Annotated in this window: 17 protein-coding genes; 5 read left to right on the top strand and 12 right to left on the bottom strand. The window is 69.8% G+C overall.

Translation table 11 applies throughout. From position 1 onward, the window contains the following. Nucleotides 1-49 precede the first annotated feature (49 nt). A complete protein-coding gene (locus ACOQFR_RS08420; RefSeq protein WP_421380736.1) occupies nucleotides 50-1069 on the bottom strand; it encodes a TIGR00266 family protein in 1020 nt (339 codons plus the stop codon). An 81-nt stretch (nucleotides 1070-1150) separates the two neighbouring features. Further along, nucleotides 1151-1843 (bottom strand): DUF533 domain-containing protein, encoded by a 693-nt coding sequence (locus ACOQFR_RS08425; protein ID WP_421380739.1) that lies wholly within the window; start codon nucleotides 1841-1843, stop codon nucleotides 1151-1153. 148 nt (nucleotides 1844-1991) lie between these two features. On the opposite strand from ACOQFR_RS08425, the gene ACOQFR_RS08430 reads away from it, so the two are divergent. Genes ACOQFR_RS08430 through ACOQFR_RS08450 form a run of 5 tightly spaced genes read left to right on the top strand, consistent with a single transcriptional unit; the run spans nucleotide 1992 to nucleotide 5334 of the window. Beyond that, nucleotides 1992-2378, top strand: coding sequence for a diacylglycerol kinase (locus tag ACOQFR_RS08430; RefSeq protein WP_421380742.1), 387 nt, complete (start codon nucleotides 1992-1994; stop codon nucleotides 2376-2378). Between the two features lie 21 nt (nucleotides 2379-2399). After that, nucleotides 2400-3113: a TerC family protein gene (locus ACOQFR_RS08435; RefSeq protein ID WP_421380745.1), complete on the top strand. Its 714-nt coding sequence runs from the start codon at nucleotides 2400-2402 to the stop codon at nucleotides 3111-3113. 24 nt (nucleotides 3114-3137) lie between these two features. Next, the gene (gene lgt / locus ACOQFR_RS08440; protein ID WP_421380748.1) at nucleotides 3138-4034 is read left to right on the top strand and encodes a prolipoprotein diacylglyceryl transferase; all 897 of its coding nucleotides are present in this window, start codon (nucleotides 3138-3140) and stop codon (nucleotides 4032-4034) included. After that, nucleotides 4031-4825 (top strand): thymidylate synthase, encoded by a 795-nt coding sequence (locus ACOQFR_RS08445; protein WP_421380751.1) that lies wholly within the window; start codon nucleotides 4031-4033, stop codon nucleotides 4823-4825. Before lgt ends, ACOQFR_RS08445 begins: the two co-directional genes overlap by 4 nt. Nucleotides 4826-4836: 11 nt before the next feature. Further along, entirely contained in the window at nucleotides 4837-5334 is a 498-nt protein-coding gene (locus tag ACOQFR_RS08450; protein WP_421383245.1) for a dihydrofolate reductase, read from the top strand. On the opposite strand, the gene ACOQFR_RS08455 is transcribed toward ACOQFR_RS08450, so the two are convergent. The 10 genes from ACOQFR_RS08455 to ACOQFR_RS08500 form a co-directional block, all read right to left on the bottom strand. Further along, nucleotides 5316-5807, bottom strand: coding sequence for a hypothetical protein (locus ACOQFR_RS08455; RefSeq protein WP_421380754.1), 492 nt, complete (start codon nucleotides 5805-5807; stop codon nucleotides 5316-5318). The genes ACOQFR_RS08450 and ACOQFR_RS08455 overlap by 19 nt on opposite strands. Nucleotides 5808-5887: 80 nt before the next feature. Next, nucleotides 5888-6733, bottom strand: coding sequence for a symmetrical bis(5'-nucleosyl)-tetraphosphatase (locus tag ACOQFR_RS08460; RefSeq protein WP_421380757.1), 846 nt, complete (start codon nucleotides 6731-6733; stop codon nucleotides 5888-5890). Continuing rightward, on the bottom strand, nucleotides 6733-7113 hold the full coding sequence (apaG, locus tag ACOQFR_RS08465) for a Co2+/Mg2+ efflux protein ApaG (protein WP_421380760.1): 381 nt from the start codon (nucleotides 7111-7113) through the stop codon (nucleotides 6733-6735). The genes ACOQFR_RS08460 and apaG overlap by 1 nt, the downstream gene beginning before the upstream one ends. Nucleotides 7114-7123: 10 nt before the next feature. Continuing rightward, the gene (gene rsmA / locus ACOQFR_RS08470) at nucleotides 7124-7936 is read right to left on the bottom strand and encodes a 16S rRNA (adenine(1518)-N(6)/adenine(1519)-N(6))-dimethyltransferase RsmA (protein ID WP_421380763.1); all 813 of its coding nucleotides are present in this window, start codon (nucleotides 7934-7936) and stop codon (nucleotides 7124-7126) included. After that, on the bottom strand, nucleotides 7933-8904 hold the full coding sequence (gene pdxA / locus ACOQFR_RS08475) for a 4-hydroxythreonine-4-phosphate dehydrogenase PdxA (RefSeq protein WP_421380766.1): 972 nt from the start codon (nucleotides 8902-8904) through the stop codon (nucleotides 7933-7935). Before pdxA ends, rsmA begins: the two co-directional genes overlap by 4 nt. 5 nt (nucleotides 8905-8909) lie before the next feature. Then, a complete protein-coding gene (locus ACOQFR_RS08480; RefSeq protein WP_421380769.1) occupies nucleotides 8910-10247 on the bottom strand; it encodes a peptidylprolyl isomerase in 1338 nt (445 codons plus the stop codon). Nucleotides 10248-10286: 39 nt separating this feature from the next. Beyond that, a complete protein-coding gene (gene lptD, locus ACOQFR_RS08485; RefSeq protein ID WP_421380772.1) occupies nucleotides 10287-12515 on the bottom strand; it encodes an LPS assembly protein LptD in 2229 nt (742 codons plus the stop codon). A 79-nt stretch (nucleotides 12516-12594) separates the two neighbouring features. Then, nucleotides 12595-13515, bottom strand: coding sequence for a histone deacetylase family protein (locus tag ACOQFR_RS08490; protein WP_421380775.1), 921 nt, complete (start codon nucleotides 13513-13515; stop codon nucleotides 12595-12597). A 2-nt stretch (nucleotides 13516-13517) separates the two neighbouring features. Further along, complete coding sequence (locus ACOQFR_RS08495) at nucleotides 13518-14072, bottom strand: cob(I)yrinic acid a,c-diamide adenosyltransferase (protein ID WP_421380778.1); 555 nt, start codon at nucleotides 14070-14072, stop codon at nucleotides 13518-13520. A gap of 7 nt (nucleotides 14073-14079) precedes the next feature. Then, on the bottom strand, nucleotides 14080-14670 hold the full coding sequence (locus tag ACOQFR_RS08500) for a hypothetical protein (RefSeq protein WP_421380781.1): 591 nt from the start codon (nucleotides 14668-14670) through the stop codon (nucleotides 14080-14082). Between the last annotated feature and the right edge of the window lie 78 nt (nucleotides 14671-14748).

Consider the following 14748-nt stretch of genomic DNA (forward strand, 5'->3'; position numbering starts at 1 on the left):
CCTTGGGCACGGTGTGTGAAGGAAATTAAAGATACCTGGTACGTTTTCCTTAGAAGCCGCGGTCGCCGGAGATGATGCCCCCGAGCCCGCCCAGCACCGAGCCTTCGCCCTTGCTGCCGCCCTTCTGATAGGCGGCGCTGAGCATGCGGCCGGCCAGTCGCGAGAACGGCAGCGACTGCAGCCACACCTTGCCCGGGCCGGTCAGCGTGGCCAGGAACACGCCTTCGCCGCCGAACAGCATCGACTTCACGCCGCCCACCGGCTTGACGTCGAAGTTGACCGTGCTGGTCATCGCCACCACGCAGCCCGTATCCACGTCCAGGCGCTCGCCGGGGCGCAGTTCGCGCTCCATGATGGTGCCGCCGGCATGCACGAACACCAGGCCGTCGCCCTCGAGCTTCTGCATGATGAAACCTTCACCGCCGAACAGCGCCGTCATGATCTTCTTCTGGAAGAACAGCCCGATCGACACGCCGCGCGCCGCGCAAAGGAAGCTGTCCTTCTGCGCGATGATGGTGCCGCCGTAGTTGCTCAGCGTCATCGGCACGATCGTGCCCGGGTACGGCGCCGCGAAGGCCACCTTGGCCTTGCCGCTGGCGCCGGCATGCGAGAACACCGTGGTGAACAGGCTCTCGCCGGTCACCAGGCGCTTGCCCGCGCCCACCAGCTTGTCCATGAAGCCGCCGCCGGACGAGGCCGAGGAGCCATCGCCGAACACGGTTTCCATGTTCACGACCGAATCCTTGTACATCATGGATCCGGCCTCGGCGACCGCACTCTCGCCCGGATCGAGTTCGATCTCGACGAACTGCATGTCCTCTCCGTAGATGCGGTAGTCGATCACGTCACTGCGCTGGCCTGCGACCGCGCGCGGCGGCGGCACGGGGATCGGCATCGCGCCCGGCGCGGACTCGGCGCGCAGCTCGGTGCAGGCGCTGATCGGAATCCACTCGGCGAAACCCTGGCGCCAGCAGTGGCCGGACGGATCCCGGGCCGCCTGGGCGCTGGCCGCCGCCTGGTCGAGCGGGCCCATCTGCTGGCCGTTGTAGCTCAGATACCACTGGTGCATTGCAGGTCTCCTGGTTTCGGGGGGGGGCGGTTCAGGCGAAAGGTGGAGCCGAGCGCGAGTGCGGGGGCCGCTCCGTGGGAATCACAGAGCGGCGCGCAGGCCCAGCTGACCGTGGATGTCCGCGCGCGAGGCATCGTCGAGCCCCAGCTGGCCGGCCAGTCGATCCAGGAATGCGCGTTCGGCCTCGGTGTCGGCGGTGATGGCGATCAGCGCAGCCGCATAGACCTCGGCGCGCTGGTGGGCGGGCGTGCGCACGGCCAGCTGTTCCAGCGTCAGCGGCGCGCGGATCTCGGCGTCCAGGGCCTGCAGGCTTTCCGCATCCATGCCGGCATCGCGCGCGCGGCCGAGGATGGCTTCGCGCTCGGTGCCGTCGATCAGGCCATCGGCATGCGCCGCAGTGATCATCGCGCGCAGCAGGTGCATGGCCTGCTCCTGGCGCGCGGGCGTGGCGGCAGGCGGCGGCGGAGGCGCCTGGGCCGCGGCCGGCGGGGGCGGCGGCGGACCCATGCCGGCCGCCGGCAGCGGCGGCGTTGCGCCGGCGCCCGACAGCGGATTGGCCTGGTTGCCCGACGACTGCTGGTAGTGCTGGTAGGCCGCCACCGCGATGCCCAGCAGGCCCAGGCCCAGCTTGGCCTTGGTGCCGGTCGACAGGCCGCCGGAGGAGCCGCCCAGCAGGCCGCCCAGGCCCGAGCTGCGCTTGCGCTTGCGGCCGCCCAGCTGTCCCGACATCGCGTCGCCCATCAGCTGGCCGAGCAGTTTTTCCGGGTTGAACATCGCGCGCTCCTGGCAGGGAATGAGGGTTCTTCGAGGGTGGGGACGTTCCGGGGCCGGGACAAGGGCCCGAAGGTCACGGTCCGGCCGGGCACCGCGCGGACTGTGGCAAAATGCGCGACCTATCGCGATCCACGAGTCCCCGCCCACGATGGCCGACAGCACCGGCAGTCACGCCCCGCGCAGCCCGTTCCGGGCCTGGCAGGCGTTCCTGTGGTCGATGAAGGGGCTGCGTGCCACCTGGGACGTGGAATCTTCGTTCCGACTCGAGGTCTACCTCTTCATCGTGCTGGCGCCGCTGGCGCTGTGGCTGGGGCAGGGCGGCGTCGAGCAGGCGATCCTGGTGGGCTCGATGGTGCTGGTGCTGGTGGTCGAGGTGCTCAATTCGGCGGTCGAGGCGGTCGTGGACCGCTGGGGCAACGAGCACAACGAACTGGCCGGCCGCGCCAAGGACATGGGGTCGGCCGCAGTGTTCCTGGCCGACATGAACGTACTGATCTGCTGGGGCCTAATCCTGGGTCCCCGTTATCTCACCTGAGGCGGCGTCACGATGGAATGGATGTACGACACTGAAATCTGGATCGCGTTGTTCACGCTGGCCACGCTCGAGATCGTGCTGGGCATCGACAACCTGGTCTTCATTTCCATCGCCGTCAGCAAGCTGCCGCCCGAACAGCGCCCGAAGGCGCGCAAGTTCGGCCTGGCGCTGGCCTGCGTCACGCGCATCCTGCTGCTGCTGTCGCTGGCCTTCCTGGCCAGCATGGAGAACGACCTCTTCAGCCTGTTCGGCCAGGACTTCTCGGTCCGCGACCTGGTGCTGATCGCCGGCGGCCTGTTCCTGCTGGTCAAGGGCACCATGGAAATCCACGACTCGGTCGAAGGCCGGGGCGAGGAAGAGGACATCGGCACCAAGCCCTCGGCCGTGTTCGGCTACGTGATCGCGCAGATCGCCGTGATCGACATCGTGTTCTCGCTCGACTCGGTGATCACCGCGGTCGGCATGGTCGACAACCGCTGGGTGATGGTGGCCGCGATCCTGATGGCCGTGGCGGTGATGCTGTTCGCGGCCAATCCGATCGGCGATTTCATCGACCGGCATCCGACGGTGAAGATGCTGGCGTTGTCCTTCATCATCCTGGTGGGCGTGGCGCTGATCGCCGACGGCTTCGATTTCCACATCGACCGCAAGTTCCTGTACTTCGCGATGGCCTTCTCGGCCGGCGTGGAAACACTCAACATCCTGGCGCACCGAAAACAGAAGCGACGGGGCTGACGGCCGCCGTCGCCGGGAGACCGCATGACCCTGCTGCACGACATCGATCCGATCGCGGTGCCGCTGCCGTTCTGGCCGCACGGCATCCACTGGTACGGCCTGATGTACCTGCTGGCCTTCGGCGTGGCCTGGTGGATCGGCCGCCGCCGCGTACGTGCCGGCAGGCTGCCGGGCGTCAACGAGGACGGATTCGGCGACCTGCTGTTCTACGGCATGCTGGGCGTGGTGCTGGGTGGCCGCCTGGGCTACGTCTTCTTCTACAACTTCGATGCCTTCCTGGCCAACCCGCTGATGCTGCTGCGCATCAATGAGGGAGGCATGAGCTTCCACGGCGGCCTGATCGGCGTGATGGTGGCCGCGGCGCTGTGGTCGCGCAGCAGGAAGCTGCACTTCTTCGACACCATGGACTTCGTGGCGCCGCTGGTGCCCGCAGGCCTGGGCCTGGGCCGGCTGGGCAACTACATCGGCGGCGAGCTCTGGGGCAAGCCCACCGGCGGAAGCTGGGGGGTGGTGTTTCCCGACAGCCTGCCGGCGGACATGGCCGCGCTGCCGATGGAGCGCCTGCGCGAGCTGCACGCCTCCGGCGCGCTGGATCCGTTCGCGCGCCATCCCTCGCAGCTCTACCAGGCGGCGCTGGAGGGACTGGTGATGCTGGTGGTGCTGCTGACCTACTCGCGCAAGCCGCGTCCGCGCTACGCCATCTCCGGCCTGTTCGCGCTGATGTACGGCAGCTTCCGTTTCCTGGTCGAATTCGTGCGCGAGCCCGACGCCCACCTCGGCTACCTGGCCTTCGGCTGGCTGACCATGGGCCAGGTGCTGTCGCTGCCGCTGGTCGCGCTGGGCCTGTTCCTGCTGTGGCTGTCGCACCGCTCGCCCACGCTGCAGCCGGTACCGCCGCCGGCCCCGGATCCGGCCCCATGAAGCAGTACCTCGACCTCCTGCGCCACGTGATGGAGCAGGGCACGGAAAAGTCCGACCGCACCGGCACCGGCACCCGCTCGGTGTTCGGCTGGCAGATGCGCTTCGACCTGGCCCAGGGCTTCCCGCTGGTCACCACCAAGAAGCTGCACCTGCGCTCGATCATCCACGAGCTGCTGTGGTTCATCCGCGGTGAAACCAACACCGCCTACCTGCGCGACAACAAGGTCAGCATCTGGGACGAATGGGCCGACGCGCAGGGCGACCTGGGCCCGGTGTACGGCAAGCAGTGGCGCCGCTGGACCGGCAGCGACGGCCGCGAGATCGACCAGTTGCGCTGGGTGGTGGACGAGATCGGGCGCAACCCGGATTCCCGCCGCCTGATCGTCAGCGCCTGGAACGTGGCCGAGCTGCCGCAGATGGCGTTGATGCCCTGCCACACGATGTTCCAGTTCTACGTGGCCGACGGACGGCTCAGCTGCCAGCTCTACCAGCGTTCGGCCGACATCTTCCTGGGCATGCCCTTCAACATCGCCAGCTATGCGCTGCTGACCCACATGGTGGCGCGCCACTGCGGGCTGGGCGTGGGCGATTTCGTGCACACGCTGGGCGATGCGCACGTCTACAGCAATCATTTCGATCAGGCGCGCGAGCAGCTGGCGCGCACGCCGCGGCCGCTGCCGACGCTGGAGCTGGCACCCACCGCGACCGACCTGTTCACGATGGGCTACGACGACATCCGCATCACCGGCTACGACCCGCACCCCGCCATCAAGGCGCCGGTGGCGGTGTGAGCCAGGTGGTGATGGTGGCCGCGCTGGACCGTCGCCACGGCATCGGCCGCGGCAACGCGCTGCCGTGGCGGCTGCCCGATGACCTCAAGCGATTCAAGGCGCTGACGCTGGGGCATCCGGTGCTGATGGGCCGCAAGACCGCGCAGTCACTGGGCCGGCCTTTGCCCGGTCGCCTGAACCTGGTGCTGACCCGCTCGGGCGTGGTGCCGTTCGACGGCATGCAGGCAGTGGCGTCGCTCGACGACGCGATCGCACGGGCCGGTGGCTCGCCGCTGTTCGTGATCGGCGGCGGCGAAATCTATGACTTGGCGCTGCCGCGCGCCGACCGCCTGCACCTGACCTGGGTGGACACCGTGGTGGCCGACGCCGACGCCTTCTTCCCGGCCTTCGAGCCAGCGCACTGGCAGGTGCTGTCGCGCGAACGGCATGCCGCCGATGCGCGCCACGCCTTCGACTTCGAATTCGTGGACTACCGCCGCATCGCGGCGGCTCAGTTGCCCAAGGGGTAGGTCGCCGCCAGTTCGTAGCGCAGCAGCGCGGCCACCTGGGCCTCGAGCTGCACGAACTTGAGCGCCTTGGACGGCGGGATCACGCGGCTGAGCCGGCTGTAGGTGCGCTCGGTCAGCCCGGCCTCGTCGGCGTCGATCTCCAGCGCCTCCTCGGCGATGTCCTCGTACTCGTCGGCCTCCAGGGTGCCGGCCGTGGCCGCGCGTGCGGCGGCGGCCGCGTTCTCGCGGCGGCGCTGCACCAGCTCGGCCAGGTCCTTCTGGTGCTGGTCGTAGTGGGGCCAGAAGCTGGCCTCTTCGGCCGGCGTCAGGCCCATCTGGCGGGCGATGAAGGTCTGCTTGCCCGGCGCCAGCTGCGCCCGGAGCGCGGCCATGTGGGCGGCGGGGTCGCCGGCCTGGGCGCGCGCGGGGGCGGCGGCCCAGGGGCCGGCGAGGGCCAGCAGGGCGGCCATCAGGAAGGGAAGGATTCGGATCATGGCGGGTTGCTCCTGCAGCGTTGTCACGAAGCTTACAGCGGGTGAAAAGAGGCCAGGCACTAATGCCGGCGGGGGCGGGCTCAGTCCTCGACCCGGGGGCCGCCGGCGGGCAGGTCGCGACCGGCCACCTGGTGCAGGCGAAGTTCGGGGCCCAGCTCCATTGCGGTGAGCTTGCCGCCCCACACCGCGCCGGTGTCGATGGCATAGATGCCCAGGCCCATGAACAGGCCCAGCGTGGACCAGTGGCCGCACACCACCGGCAGCTCGCGCGGCGCATGGCCGGGCACTTCGAACCAGGGATACATGCCCGGCTTCTGCGTGCCCGGGCGGCCCTTGTCCTCGAAGCCGATGCGGCCGCTGGGCGTGCAGTAGCGCAGGCGGGTAAAGATGTTGATGATCGCGCGGTAGCGGTCCACGCCGGTGAGCTTGGGCGACCAGGCCGGCTTGTCGCCGTACATGTTCTTGACCAGCTTGAAGAAGGCATCGGACTGCAGCTTGTCCTCGACCTCGCGCGCGCGCGCCTCGGCCAGCGACAGCGTCCACTTCGGCGCCAGGCCCGCATGCACCATCGCGAAGCCCAGCGTGCGGTCCACGTGCAGCAGCTTCTGCCGGCGCAGCCAGCCGATCAGCAGCTCCTGGTCGTCGGCGAACAGCACGCGCTGCAGGTCGGGGTTGACCTTGCGCTTGTCGGCCTCGCGCCGGGTGGAGATGGCCAGCAGCGAGAGGTCGTGGTTGCCCAGCACGATGGTGCTGTGGATGGCCAGCGAATGCACCAGGCGCAGGGTCTCCAGCGACTGCCCGCCGCGGTTGACCAGGTCGCCGCAGAACCACAGGCGGTCCACGGCCGGGTCGAAGCGGATCTTCTCCAGCAGCCGCTGCAGCGCGTCGTAGCAACCCTGCACGTCGCCGATGGCATAGGTGGCCATCAGTGCAGGGTCCGCGGAATGGTGAGGGTGAAGGGGTCGATCACCGCGTCGAAGGTGGTGCCGTCGTCGGCCAGCATTTCGTAGCTGCCGCGCATGGTGCCCAGCGGCGTCTCGAGCACGGCGCCCGAGGTGTATTCGAAATGTTCGCCGGGGCGCAGCCAGGGTTGCTCGCCGACCACGCCTTCGCCGCGCACTTCCTGCACCTTGCCGTTGGCGTCGGTGATCAGCCAGTGGCGGTTGATCAGCCGCGCCGGCACGGTGCCGACGTTGTGGATGCGGATGGTGTAGGCGAACACATAGCGGTCGTCGTCCGGGATCGACTGGTCGTCGAGGAAGCGGGTGGCGACGATCACCTCGATGGCGTGCAGGGGCGAGTCCATGCCCGCCATTCTACGCAGGACGCGCGTCCGGGGGCAGCGCGGCCAGGTGCGCGGTCAGCGCGATGAATTCGTCCACGTGCAGCTGCTCGGCGCGGGCATCGGGACGCAGGCCGGCGGCCTCGATGTCGGCGCCGCTGCACAGCTGGGACAGGGCATTGCGCAAGGTCTTGCGGCGTTGCCCGAAGGCGTCGCGCACCACACGCTCGAACAGCGCGCGATCGCCGATGCCGATCTCGTCCGGCGCCTTGGGCACCAGCCGCACCACCGAGGAATCGACCTTCGGCGGCGGCCGGAACGCGCCCGGCGGCACGTCGAACAGCGAGGTGACGCGGCAATAGGCCTGCAGCATCACGCTCAGCCGGCCATAGACCTTGCTGCCCGGATCGGCGGCCATGCGGTCCACCACTTCCTTCTGCAGCATGAAGTGCATGTCGCGCACCGCGCCGGCGTGCTCCAGCGCATGGAACAGGATGGGCGAGGAAATGTTGTACGGCAGGTTGCCGACCAGCCGCAGGGGGCCCTCGTCGCCGGCAAGGCGGCTGAAGTCCACCTGCAGCACGTCCTTGTGGATGATGGTGAGCCGGCCCACGCCTTCGGACGCCTCCATCAGCGGCGTGATCAGGTCGCGGTCGAATTCGATCACGGTCAGCTCGCCCTGCCCGCGCAGCAGCGGGAAGGTGATGGCGCCCTGGCCCGGGCCGATCTCGACCAGGCGGTCGCCGGCGCGCGGATTCACCGCCATCACGATCTGGTCGATGTAGGTGCGGTCGGCGAGGAAATGCTGGCCCAGGTTCTTTTTCGGCGGGGCCTTGAAGCTGCTCATGCCGGCATCCTGCGGGCAGCCAGCCGCGCGCACAAGTCGGCCGCGGCGTACAGGCTGGAAGGATGGGCCAGGCCGCGGCCCGCGAGTTCAAGCGCAGTGCCGTGGTCCACGGCCACGCGCGGGTAGGGCAGGCCCAGGGTGACGTTGACGGCGTTTTCGAAGCCGGCGTGCTTGAGCACGGGCAGGCCCTGGTCGTGGTACATCGCCAGCACCGCGTCGAAGCCTTGCAGCTTCGCCGGCAGGAAGGCGGTGTCGGCCGGCAGCGGACCCGGCAGGTCCATGCCTTGCGCGCGCAGCGCCTGCAGCACGGGCGTGATCACCTCGATCTCCTCGTGGCCCAGGTGGCCGTCTTCGCCCGCATGCGGGTTCAGCCCGAGCACGGCGATGCGCGGCGAGGCCAGGCCGAAGTCGCGCCGCAGCGCCGCGTGCATCACCTGCAGGGTGCGGGTCAGGCCTTCGTGCGTGATGGCGTCGGACACCGCCCGCAGGGGCAGGTGGGTGGTGGCCAGCGCCACCCGCAGGGTCGGGTTGGCGAGCATCATCACCACCTCGCAGCCGGCCTGCTTCGCCAGCAGTTCGGTGGTGCCCGAATAGGGAATGCCGCCTTCGTTGATGCTGGCCTTGTGCACCGGGCCGGTGACCAGGCCCTGCAGCTGGCCCGACAGGCAGGCGGCGCCGGCCTGCTGCAGCGCGGCGATGACGGCAGGGGCATTGGCCGGATCCGCCTGGCCCCAGCGCACGGGACGCGGCTGCGGAATGGAGTGCAGCGACAATTCGCCGGGTCCGCAAGGCTGGTCCGGGTCGCGCAGCCGCAGCGGGAGTCCAAGCGCGGCGGCGGCCGCGCGCAGGGTGTCGGGATCGGCGTAGGCCAGCCAGTGCACCGTGCGCTCGCGCTGGGCGAGCCGCACGCAGAGTTCGGGCCCGATGCCGGCCGGCTCGCCTGGAACCAGGGCCAGCCGGACGCTCACCGCGCTCAGGGCGTGGTGGCGGGCGCGGCTTCGGCCGGCGCCTCGGGGCCGTCGAGGCGGCTCTCGACGTAGGCTTCGGAGCGGATCTGGCGCAGGAAGCGCTCGAACTCTTCTTCGGACTTGCGCTGGGCGATCACTTCACGCGCCTGGTTGCGGCGGTTCTGCTCGGTGACGTCCTGCTCGCGGGTGCCCAGGCGCTGGATGATGTGGAAGCCCACCTCGCTCTGGAACGGCGCCGACAGCTGGCCATCGCTGAGCGTCTGGATCTGGTTGCCGATGGCGCTGCCCCAGGCATTGATCGCGAACCAGCCCATGTCGCCGCCTTCGGCGCGCGTCAGGGTGTCGTCGGAGTTCTCGCGGGCGATCGTGCCGAAGTCTTCGCCCGCCACGAGGCGGCGGTGCAGGTCTTCGGCCTTCTGGCGCGCCGCTTCCACCGGCAGGGTCGGAGTGACGCGCACCATGATGCCCTGGGCCTGGTATTCGGTGACGGTCTGCTGGCCGGCCTCGCGGGTCTCGATCAGCTGGATGATCTGGTAGCCGCTGGGGCCACGCACGGGCTCGCTGATGTCGCCGGGCTTCATGGCCTGGATGATGCCCACGAAGTTGGGCGGGATCGCGTCGAGCGCGCGCCAGCCGATCTCGCCGCCTTCCAGCGCGTTCTGCGAATCGGAGTAGCGGATGGCCGCGGCGCGGAAATCCATTTCGCCGCGCACGATCAGGTCGCGCACGCCCTGCACCTTCTTCTGCGCGGTGGCGACCTGGTCCGGGGTGGCGCCGTCGGGCAGCGCGACCACGATGTTGGCCAGGCGAACCTCCGGGCCGCCGATGGCGCGCACGGCCAGCAGCTGGTCGATCTCGGTCTCGCTGACCTGCACGCGCGACTGGATGTAGCGCTGGCGCAGGCGCTCGACCAGCATTTCCTCACGCAGGCTGGTGCGGAATTCCTCGTAGCTCAGGCCGTCGGCGGCCAGGCGCTGGCGCAGCTGGTCCTCGGTCATGCGGTTGCGCGAGGCCACGCTCTGCACGGCCTGGGCCAGTTCGCCGTCGGCGACGCGGATGCCGGTGTCGGCCGCGCGCACCAGCTGCAGGCGCATGATGACCAGGCGGTCGAGCACCTGCTTCTCGAGCACGGCACGCGGCGGCAGCTGGCCGGGCTGGGAGGCGTACTGCTGCATGATGTTGTTGACCGCGCGGTCGAGTTCGCTGCGCAGGATCACGTCTTCGTCCACGACCGCGACGATGGTGTCGATCGGCGTGGTGGCCTGCGCGCGCGCCGCGGCGGGCGAGAGCAGGGTACCCAGGACCAGCAGGCCGGCGAGGAGGGAATGCAGGGCGTTCTTCATGCGTTTCATGGCTCCGGCGCCGGGGCCGGCGCCATGGGTTCAGCGTGAATATCGGGAATAATCAAGGATAGCATCATCAAGCAAACGGGCCGTGTTGCGGCCCAGGCCGCCGACGCCGTTCAGCTCCAGCTCAAGATAAATGCCCGTGGTGGAATCGCCCCCGAACTCGCGGATGTAGCGCCGGCCCAGCACGCGCAGGGCGACGCAGCAGCTGCGCCATTCGAAGCCGCCCAGCGCCTCCAGGGTCTGGTCGTCGCGCAGGGAGTAGTTCCAGCGGCCCATCAGGCGCCAGCGGTCGTTCAGGGGCAGCACGAAGGACAGGTCGGTCTGCTCGAGCAGGTCGGCGCGGTAGCGGTACGCGGCGTTGAGCAGGCCGCCCTGGCCGAAACGCCACTGGCTGCGGACCGCCGACAGCGTGGTGCGCTCGGTGTCCGGATCCCACTGCTGGGCCAGGCCCAGGCTCCAGCGCTCGCCCAGCGCCAGGCTGGCCTCGGCCACCCAGGCCGAGCCATCGTCCGAGAGCGGCGGCGCACCGGGCACGGTGACCCGCGGCGCATCGAAATAATGCACGCGGCCGATGCCGGCGCTGAGAATCTCGCGGCCATCGTTGGCGCTGAGGATGCGGCTGCTCAGGGCCAGGGTGACCTGGTCGGCATCGCCCTGGCGGTCGGCGCCGCCGAAGCGGTTGTCGCGGAACAGGCCGGGCCAGCTGAAGGTGAGGGGCTGGGTGTCGAACAGCGGCAGCTCGTCCTGGTCGCGGTAGGGAACATTGAGGTAGTACAGGCGCGGCTCGAGCGTCTGCAGGAACTTGCCGCCGCGCCAGTTGAGCTCGCGCTCGAAGAAGGCACCGGCGTCCAGGCTCATGATCGGCAGGCTGCGGCTGGGGCTGTCGCTGCCGCCGGCCGGCACAAGCGCGTCGTCGAGCGAGTAGGCGGTGTAGCGCCACGCCAGCTCGGGCGTGGCGAACCAGGCCGCGCCACCGAAGGGCAGGCGCAGGTAGGGCCGCAGGTCCACGCGCGATCCGCCATCCAGCGACTCGTGCTCGAAGCGCACCGCTTCAGCGGCGATGCCGAGCTCGAGCCAGTCGGCGAACGGACGGTTCCACTGGGCCTGGGCCGTGGGCAGGCGGCGGTAGGGTTCGGTGCCCGGCACCACGATCGGATTGGCGATCTGCCAGTCCTGCGCCACCAGGCTGGCGGTCCAGCCCAGGCCGCGGCCGTAGATGCCGGCATCGCTGGCCAGCAGGGACACCGTGGCATTGGCCAGGGAGTCGCCGAAGTCCTCGAAGTAGCGGTCGTCGCTGACGTGGTTGAGGTTGGCGCTGGCAAACCACTGCGGGCTGATCGCCGTGAAATGCTGGTAGCTGACCAGGCCGCGGTCGCGGCCGGTGACGTCGTCGTCGGGCAGCCAGGTGCCGTCGAGTACGCCGCGGCTGCGCGCAGTGAGGTAGCGGAACTCGCCGCCCAGCATCAGGCCGCGTTCCGACATCCAGCGCGGCTTGAGGGTGGCGTCGTAGTTCGGTGCCAGGTTGAGATAGATCGGCTGCTCGTATTCGAACCCGTTGCGGTCGTCGTGACCGATCGTGGGCGACAGCAGTCCGGTGCGGCGGCGGTCGTCGGTGGGGAAGCGCAGGTAAGGCAGCCACATCACGGGCACGCCGCCCAGGCGCAGGGTGGCGTTGCGGGCGGTGCCCATGCCTTCCTCCTGGTCCACGTCGATGCGCGCCGCGCGGAACTCCCACTGGCGCTGGCCCGGCGGGCAGGTGGAATAGGTGCCGTTGTCGAGCCGGCCCAGGTCGCCCTGCATGGTCAGCGTGTCGGCGGTTCCGTTGCCCAGCTGCGTATTGAACTGGTACTGCACCTTGTCCAGGCGGACGGTGTTGGCCTTCTGGTCGCCTTCGGCCTTTTCGGCGATGAAGCGCAGGCCGCGGTCCTGGTACTGCACCGGGCCTTCGGTGCTGAAGCGCTCGGAGTCGCTGAAATAGGTGAGCTTGTCGGTGCCCAGCCACTGTTCGCCGCGCAGCAGTTCGACCTTGCCGCTGAGCACCGTGACTTCCTGCTTGCTGACGTCGAGGTTCTCGGCGCTCAGGTCGGTGGGCAGCGTGGCCGGATCGGCGGCGGGAGCCGGATCGGTGGGCAGCGGGCGGAACAGCGGAATCGCATCCGGCGCCGGGCACAGGTCCCAGGTGGGCGGGGCGACTTCCTGGGCGCGGGCGGCGCAGGCCAAGGCCAGGCAGAACGGAAGCAGGCGAAGGACTGGACGGCGCACGGAGGCATCCCGGGAAAAAGGCATGATAGCTTGGCCCATGGCGGGGTGGGGGGCAACACGACGCACCGGCGATACCGCCTCAGGCGGCGACGGCACCCAGTCCCTGCAGGTGCGCCACGCTGCATGCGCGCAGCGCCGCCAGGCTGTAGCCACCTTCCAGCAGCGAGACCAGCCGGCCCTGCGCATGGCGCCCCGCCAGCGCAGCCAGCTCGGCGCTGATCCAGCGGTAGTCGTCGGCTTCCAGCGACAGGTCGGCCAGCGGGTCGAGCCGATGGCCGTCGAAGCCGGCCGAGACCAGCACCAGCTGCGGGCGGTAGGCCTCGATGCGCGGCAGCAGCAGCTCGCGCCACGCGTGCCGGAAGGCCTCGCTGCCGGCACCGGGCGCCAGCGGCGCGTTGGCCAGGTTGCCCACGCCCACGTCGCTGGCCAGTCCGGTGTTGGGATACAGCGGCGACTGGTGCGAGCTGGCGTACATCACGCGCGGCTCGGCGGCGAAGATGTCCTGGCTGCCGTTGCCGTGGTGCACGTCGAAGTCAGCGATCACCACGCGCTCCAGGCCGTGCGCGTGCACGGCATGCGCAGCTGCCACGGCCACCGCGTTGAACAGGCAGAAGCCCATTGCCACCGGGCCGGTGGAGTGGTGGCCCGGCGGACGCACCGCGCAGAAGGCCAGCCTGCTTTCGCCCGACATCACCGCGTCCACCGCGGCGATGCCGGCGCCCGCGGCGCGCAGCGCGGCCTCGGGCGAATCGGTGGACATCGCGGTGTCTTCGTCCAGTCGCACGTGGTGCGGGATCGGCGTGTCCAGCAGGCGGGCCACCAGGTCGCGGCTGTGCACGCGCAGCAGGGCATCGCGCGAGGCCTTGGGCGCATCGCGCCAGGGCAGCAGCGGATAGGCGGCGCGTACCGCGTGCAGCACCGCCTCCAGCCGCGCCGGGCATTCCGGGTGGCCGGCGCCCGGGTCATGTGCCAGGCAGGCGGGATGGGTGTAGAGCAGCACGCCTAGCCTTTCCGGCGCTCGTGGTTCCAGAGCACCTCGCCGTGGCCGCTGGCGCGGGCGAGCACGCGGGCCAGCACGAACAGCAGGTCTGACAGGCGGTTGAGGTAGCGGATGGCTTCGGGCCGCACGGCATCGTGGTGAGACAACGTGACCGCTTCGCGTTCGGCGCGGCGGCAGATGGTGCGCGCCAGATGGCAGTGCGCGGCGGCCAGGCCACCCCCGGGCAGGATGAAGTCCTTTAGCGGCGGAAGGTCGGCGTTGAAGGCGTCGAGCTGGTCTTCCAGGCGCTGGATGTCGGCGTCGAAGATGGCGGCGTGGCCGGGAATGCAAAGCTCGCCGCCGAGATCGAACATCTGGTGCTGCACCGACACCAGCACCGTGCGCACGTCTTCGGGCAGGTCGGCGGCCAGCACCAGGCCGATGGCCGAGTTGGCTTCGTCGACGGTACCGTAGGCGGTGACGCGCGCGGAATCCTTCGACACGCGCGAGCCATCGCCCAGTCCGGTGCTGCCGTCGTCGCCGGTGCGGGTGTAGATCTTGGACAGGCGGTTGCCCATCGCCGCCTCAGCCGACGCTGCGGTCGGCGGCGGACGTACCCGGGCGCAGCACGGCCAGCATGGCCAGGTGCACCACGGTGGCGAGCGCGACGTACATGCCGGTGGTGCGCAGGTAGGGCAGGAACCAGTCGGCGTAGTTCTTGGCCCAGCCGGCCAGGGTGGGATCGGCCACGCTGTTGCTCAGCCAGTAGAAACCGCCCTGGGCGAACAGGTGGCAGGCCGCGACGCTGGCCACCACGGCCAGCACCAGCAGCGCGAGCGCGTTGGCAGTGGGCTCGGGGGCGTAGCGGCGCAGCAGGCTGCCGCCGGCCCACAGGCTGAAGTGCGCGGGCAGCAGGAACCAGTAGCCCGGCGAGACGCAGTAGTGGGTCCAGAAATTCTGGCCGGTGGCCGAGATGACCAGGTAGTCGACGGCCACGGCGATCGCCATCAGCGCCGGGAAGGCCCAGCGCACGCTGCCGCGCAGCTGGTAGCCGGCGATGAAGAACACCGCCCACGAGGCATCGGGCACGCTGCCGAAATGATTGAACCGGGTGGCCGCCATGACGAGGGCGAGCACCGAGAACAGGGCCAGGCGCGAGCGGAGGGAGAGGGGCATGGGCGAGGGGCTTCCGGAGGTCAGGCCGGCATTTTAACGGAACTGCGGGGCCAGCGGGCCATCACGACGGGCGGCATG

The sequence above is a fragment of the Arenimonas sp. MALMAid1274 genome (assembly GCF_049195245.1).
GTDB lineage: Bacteria > Pseudomonadota > Gammaproteobacteria > Xanthomonadales > Xanthomonadaceae > Arenimonas.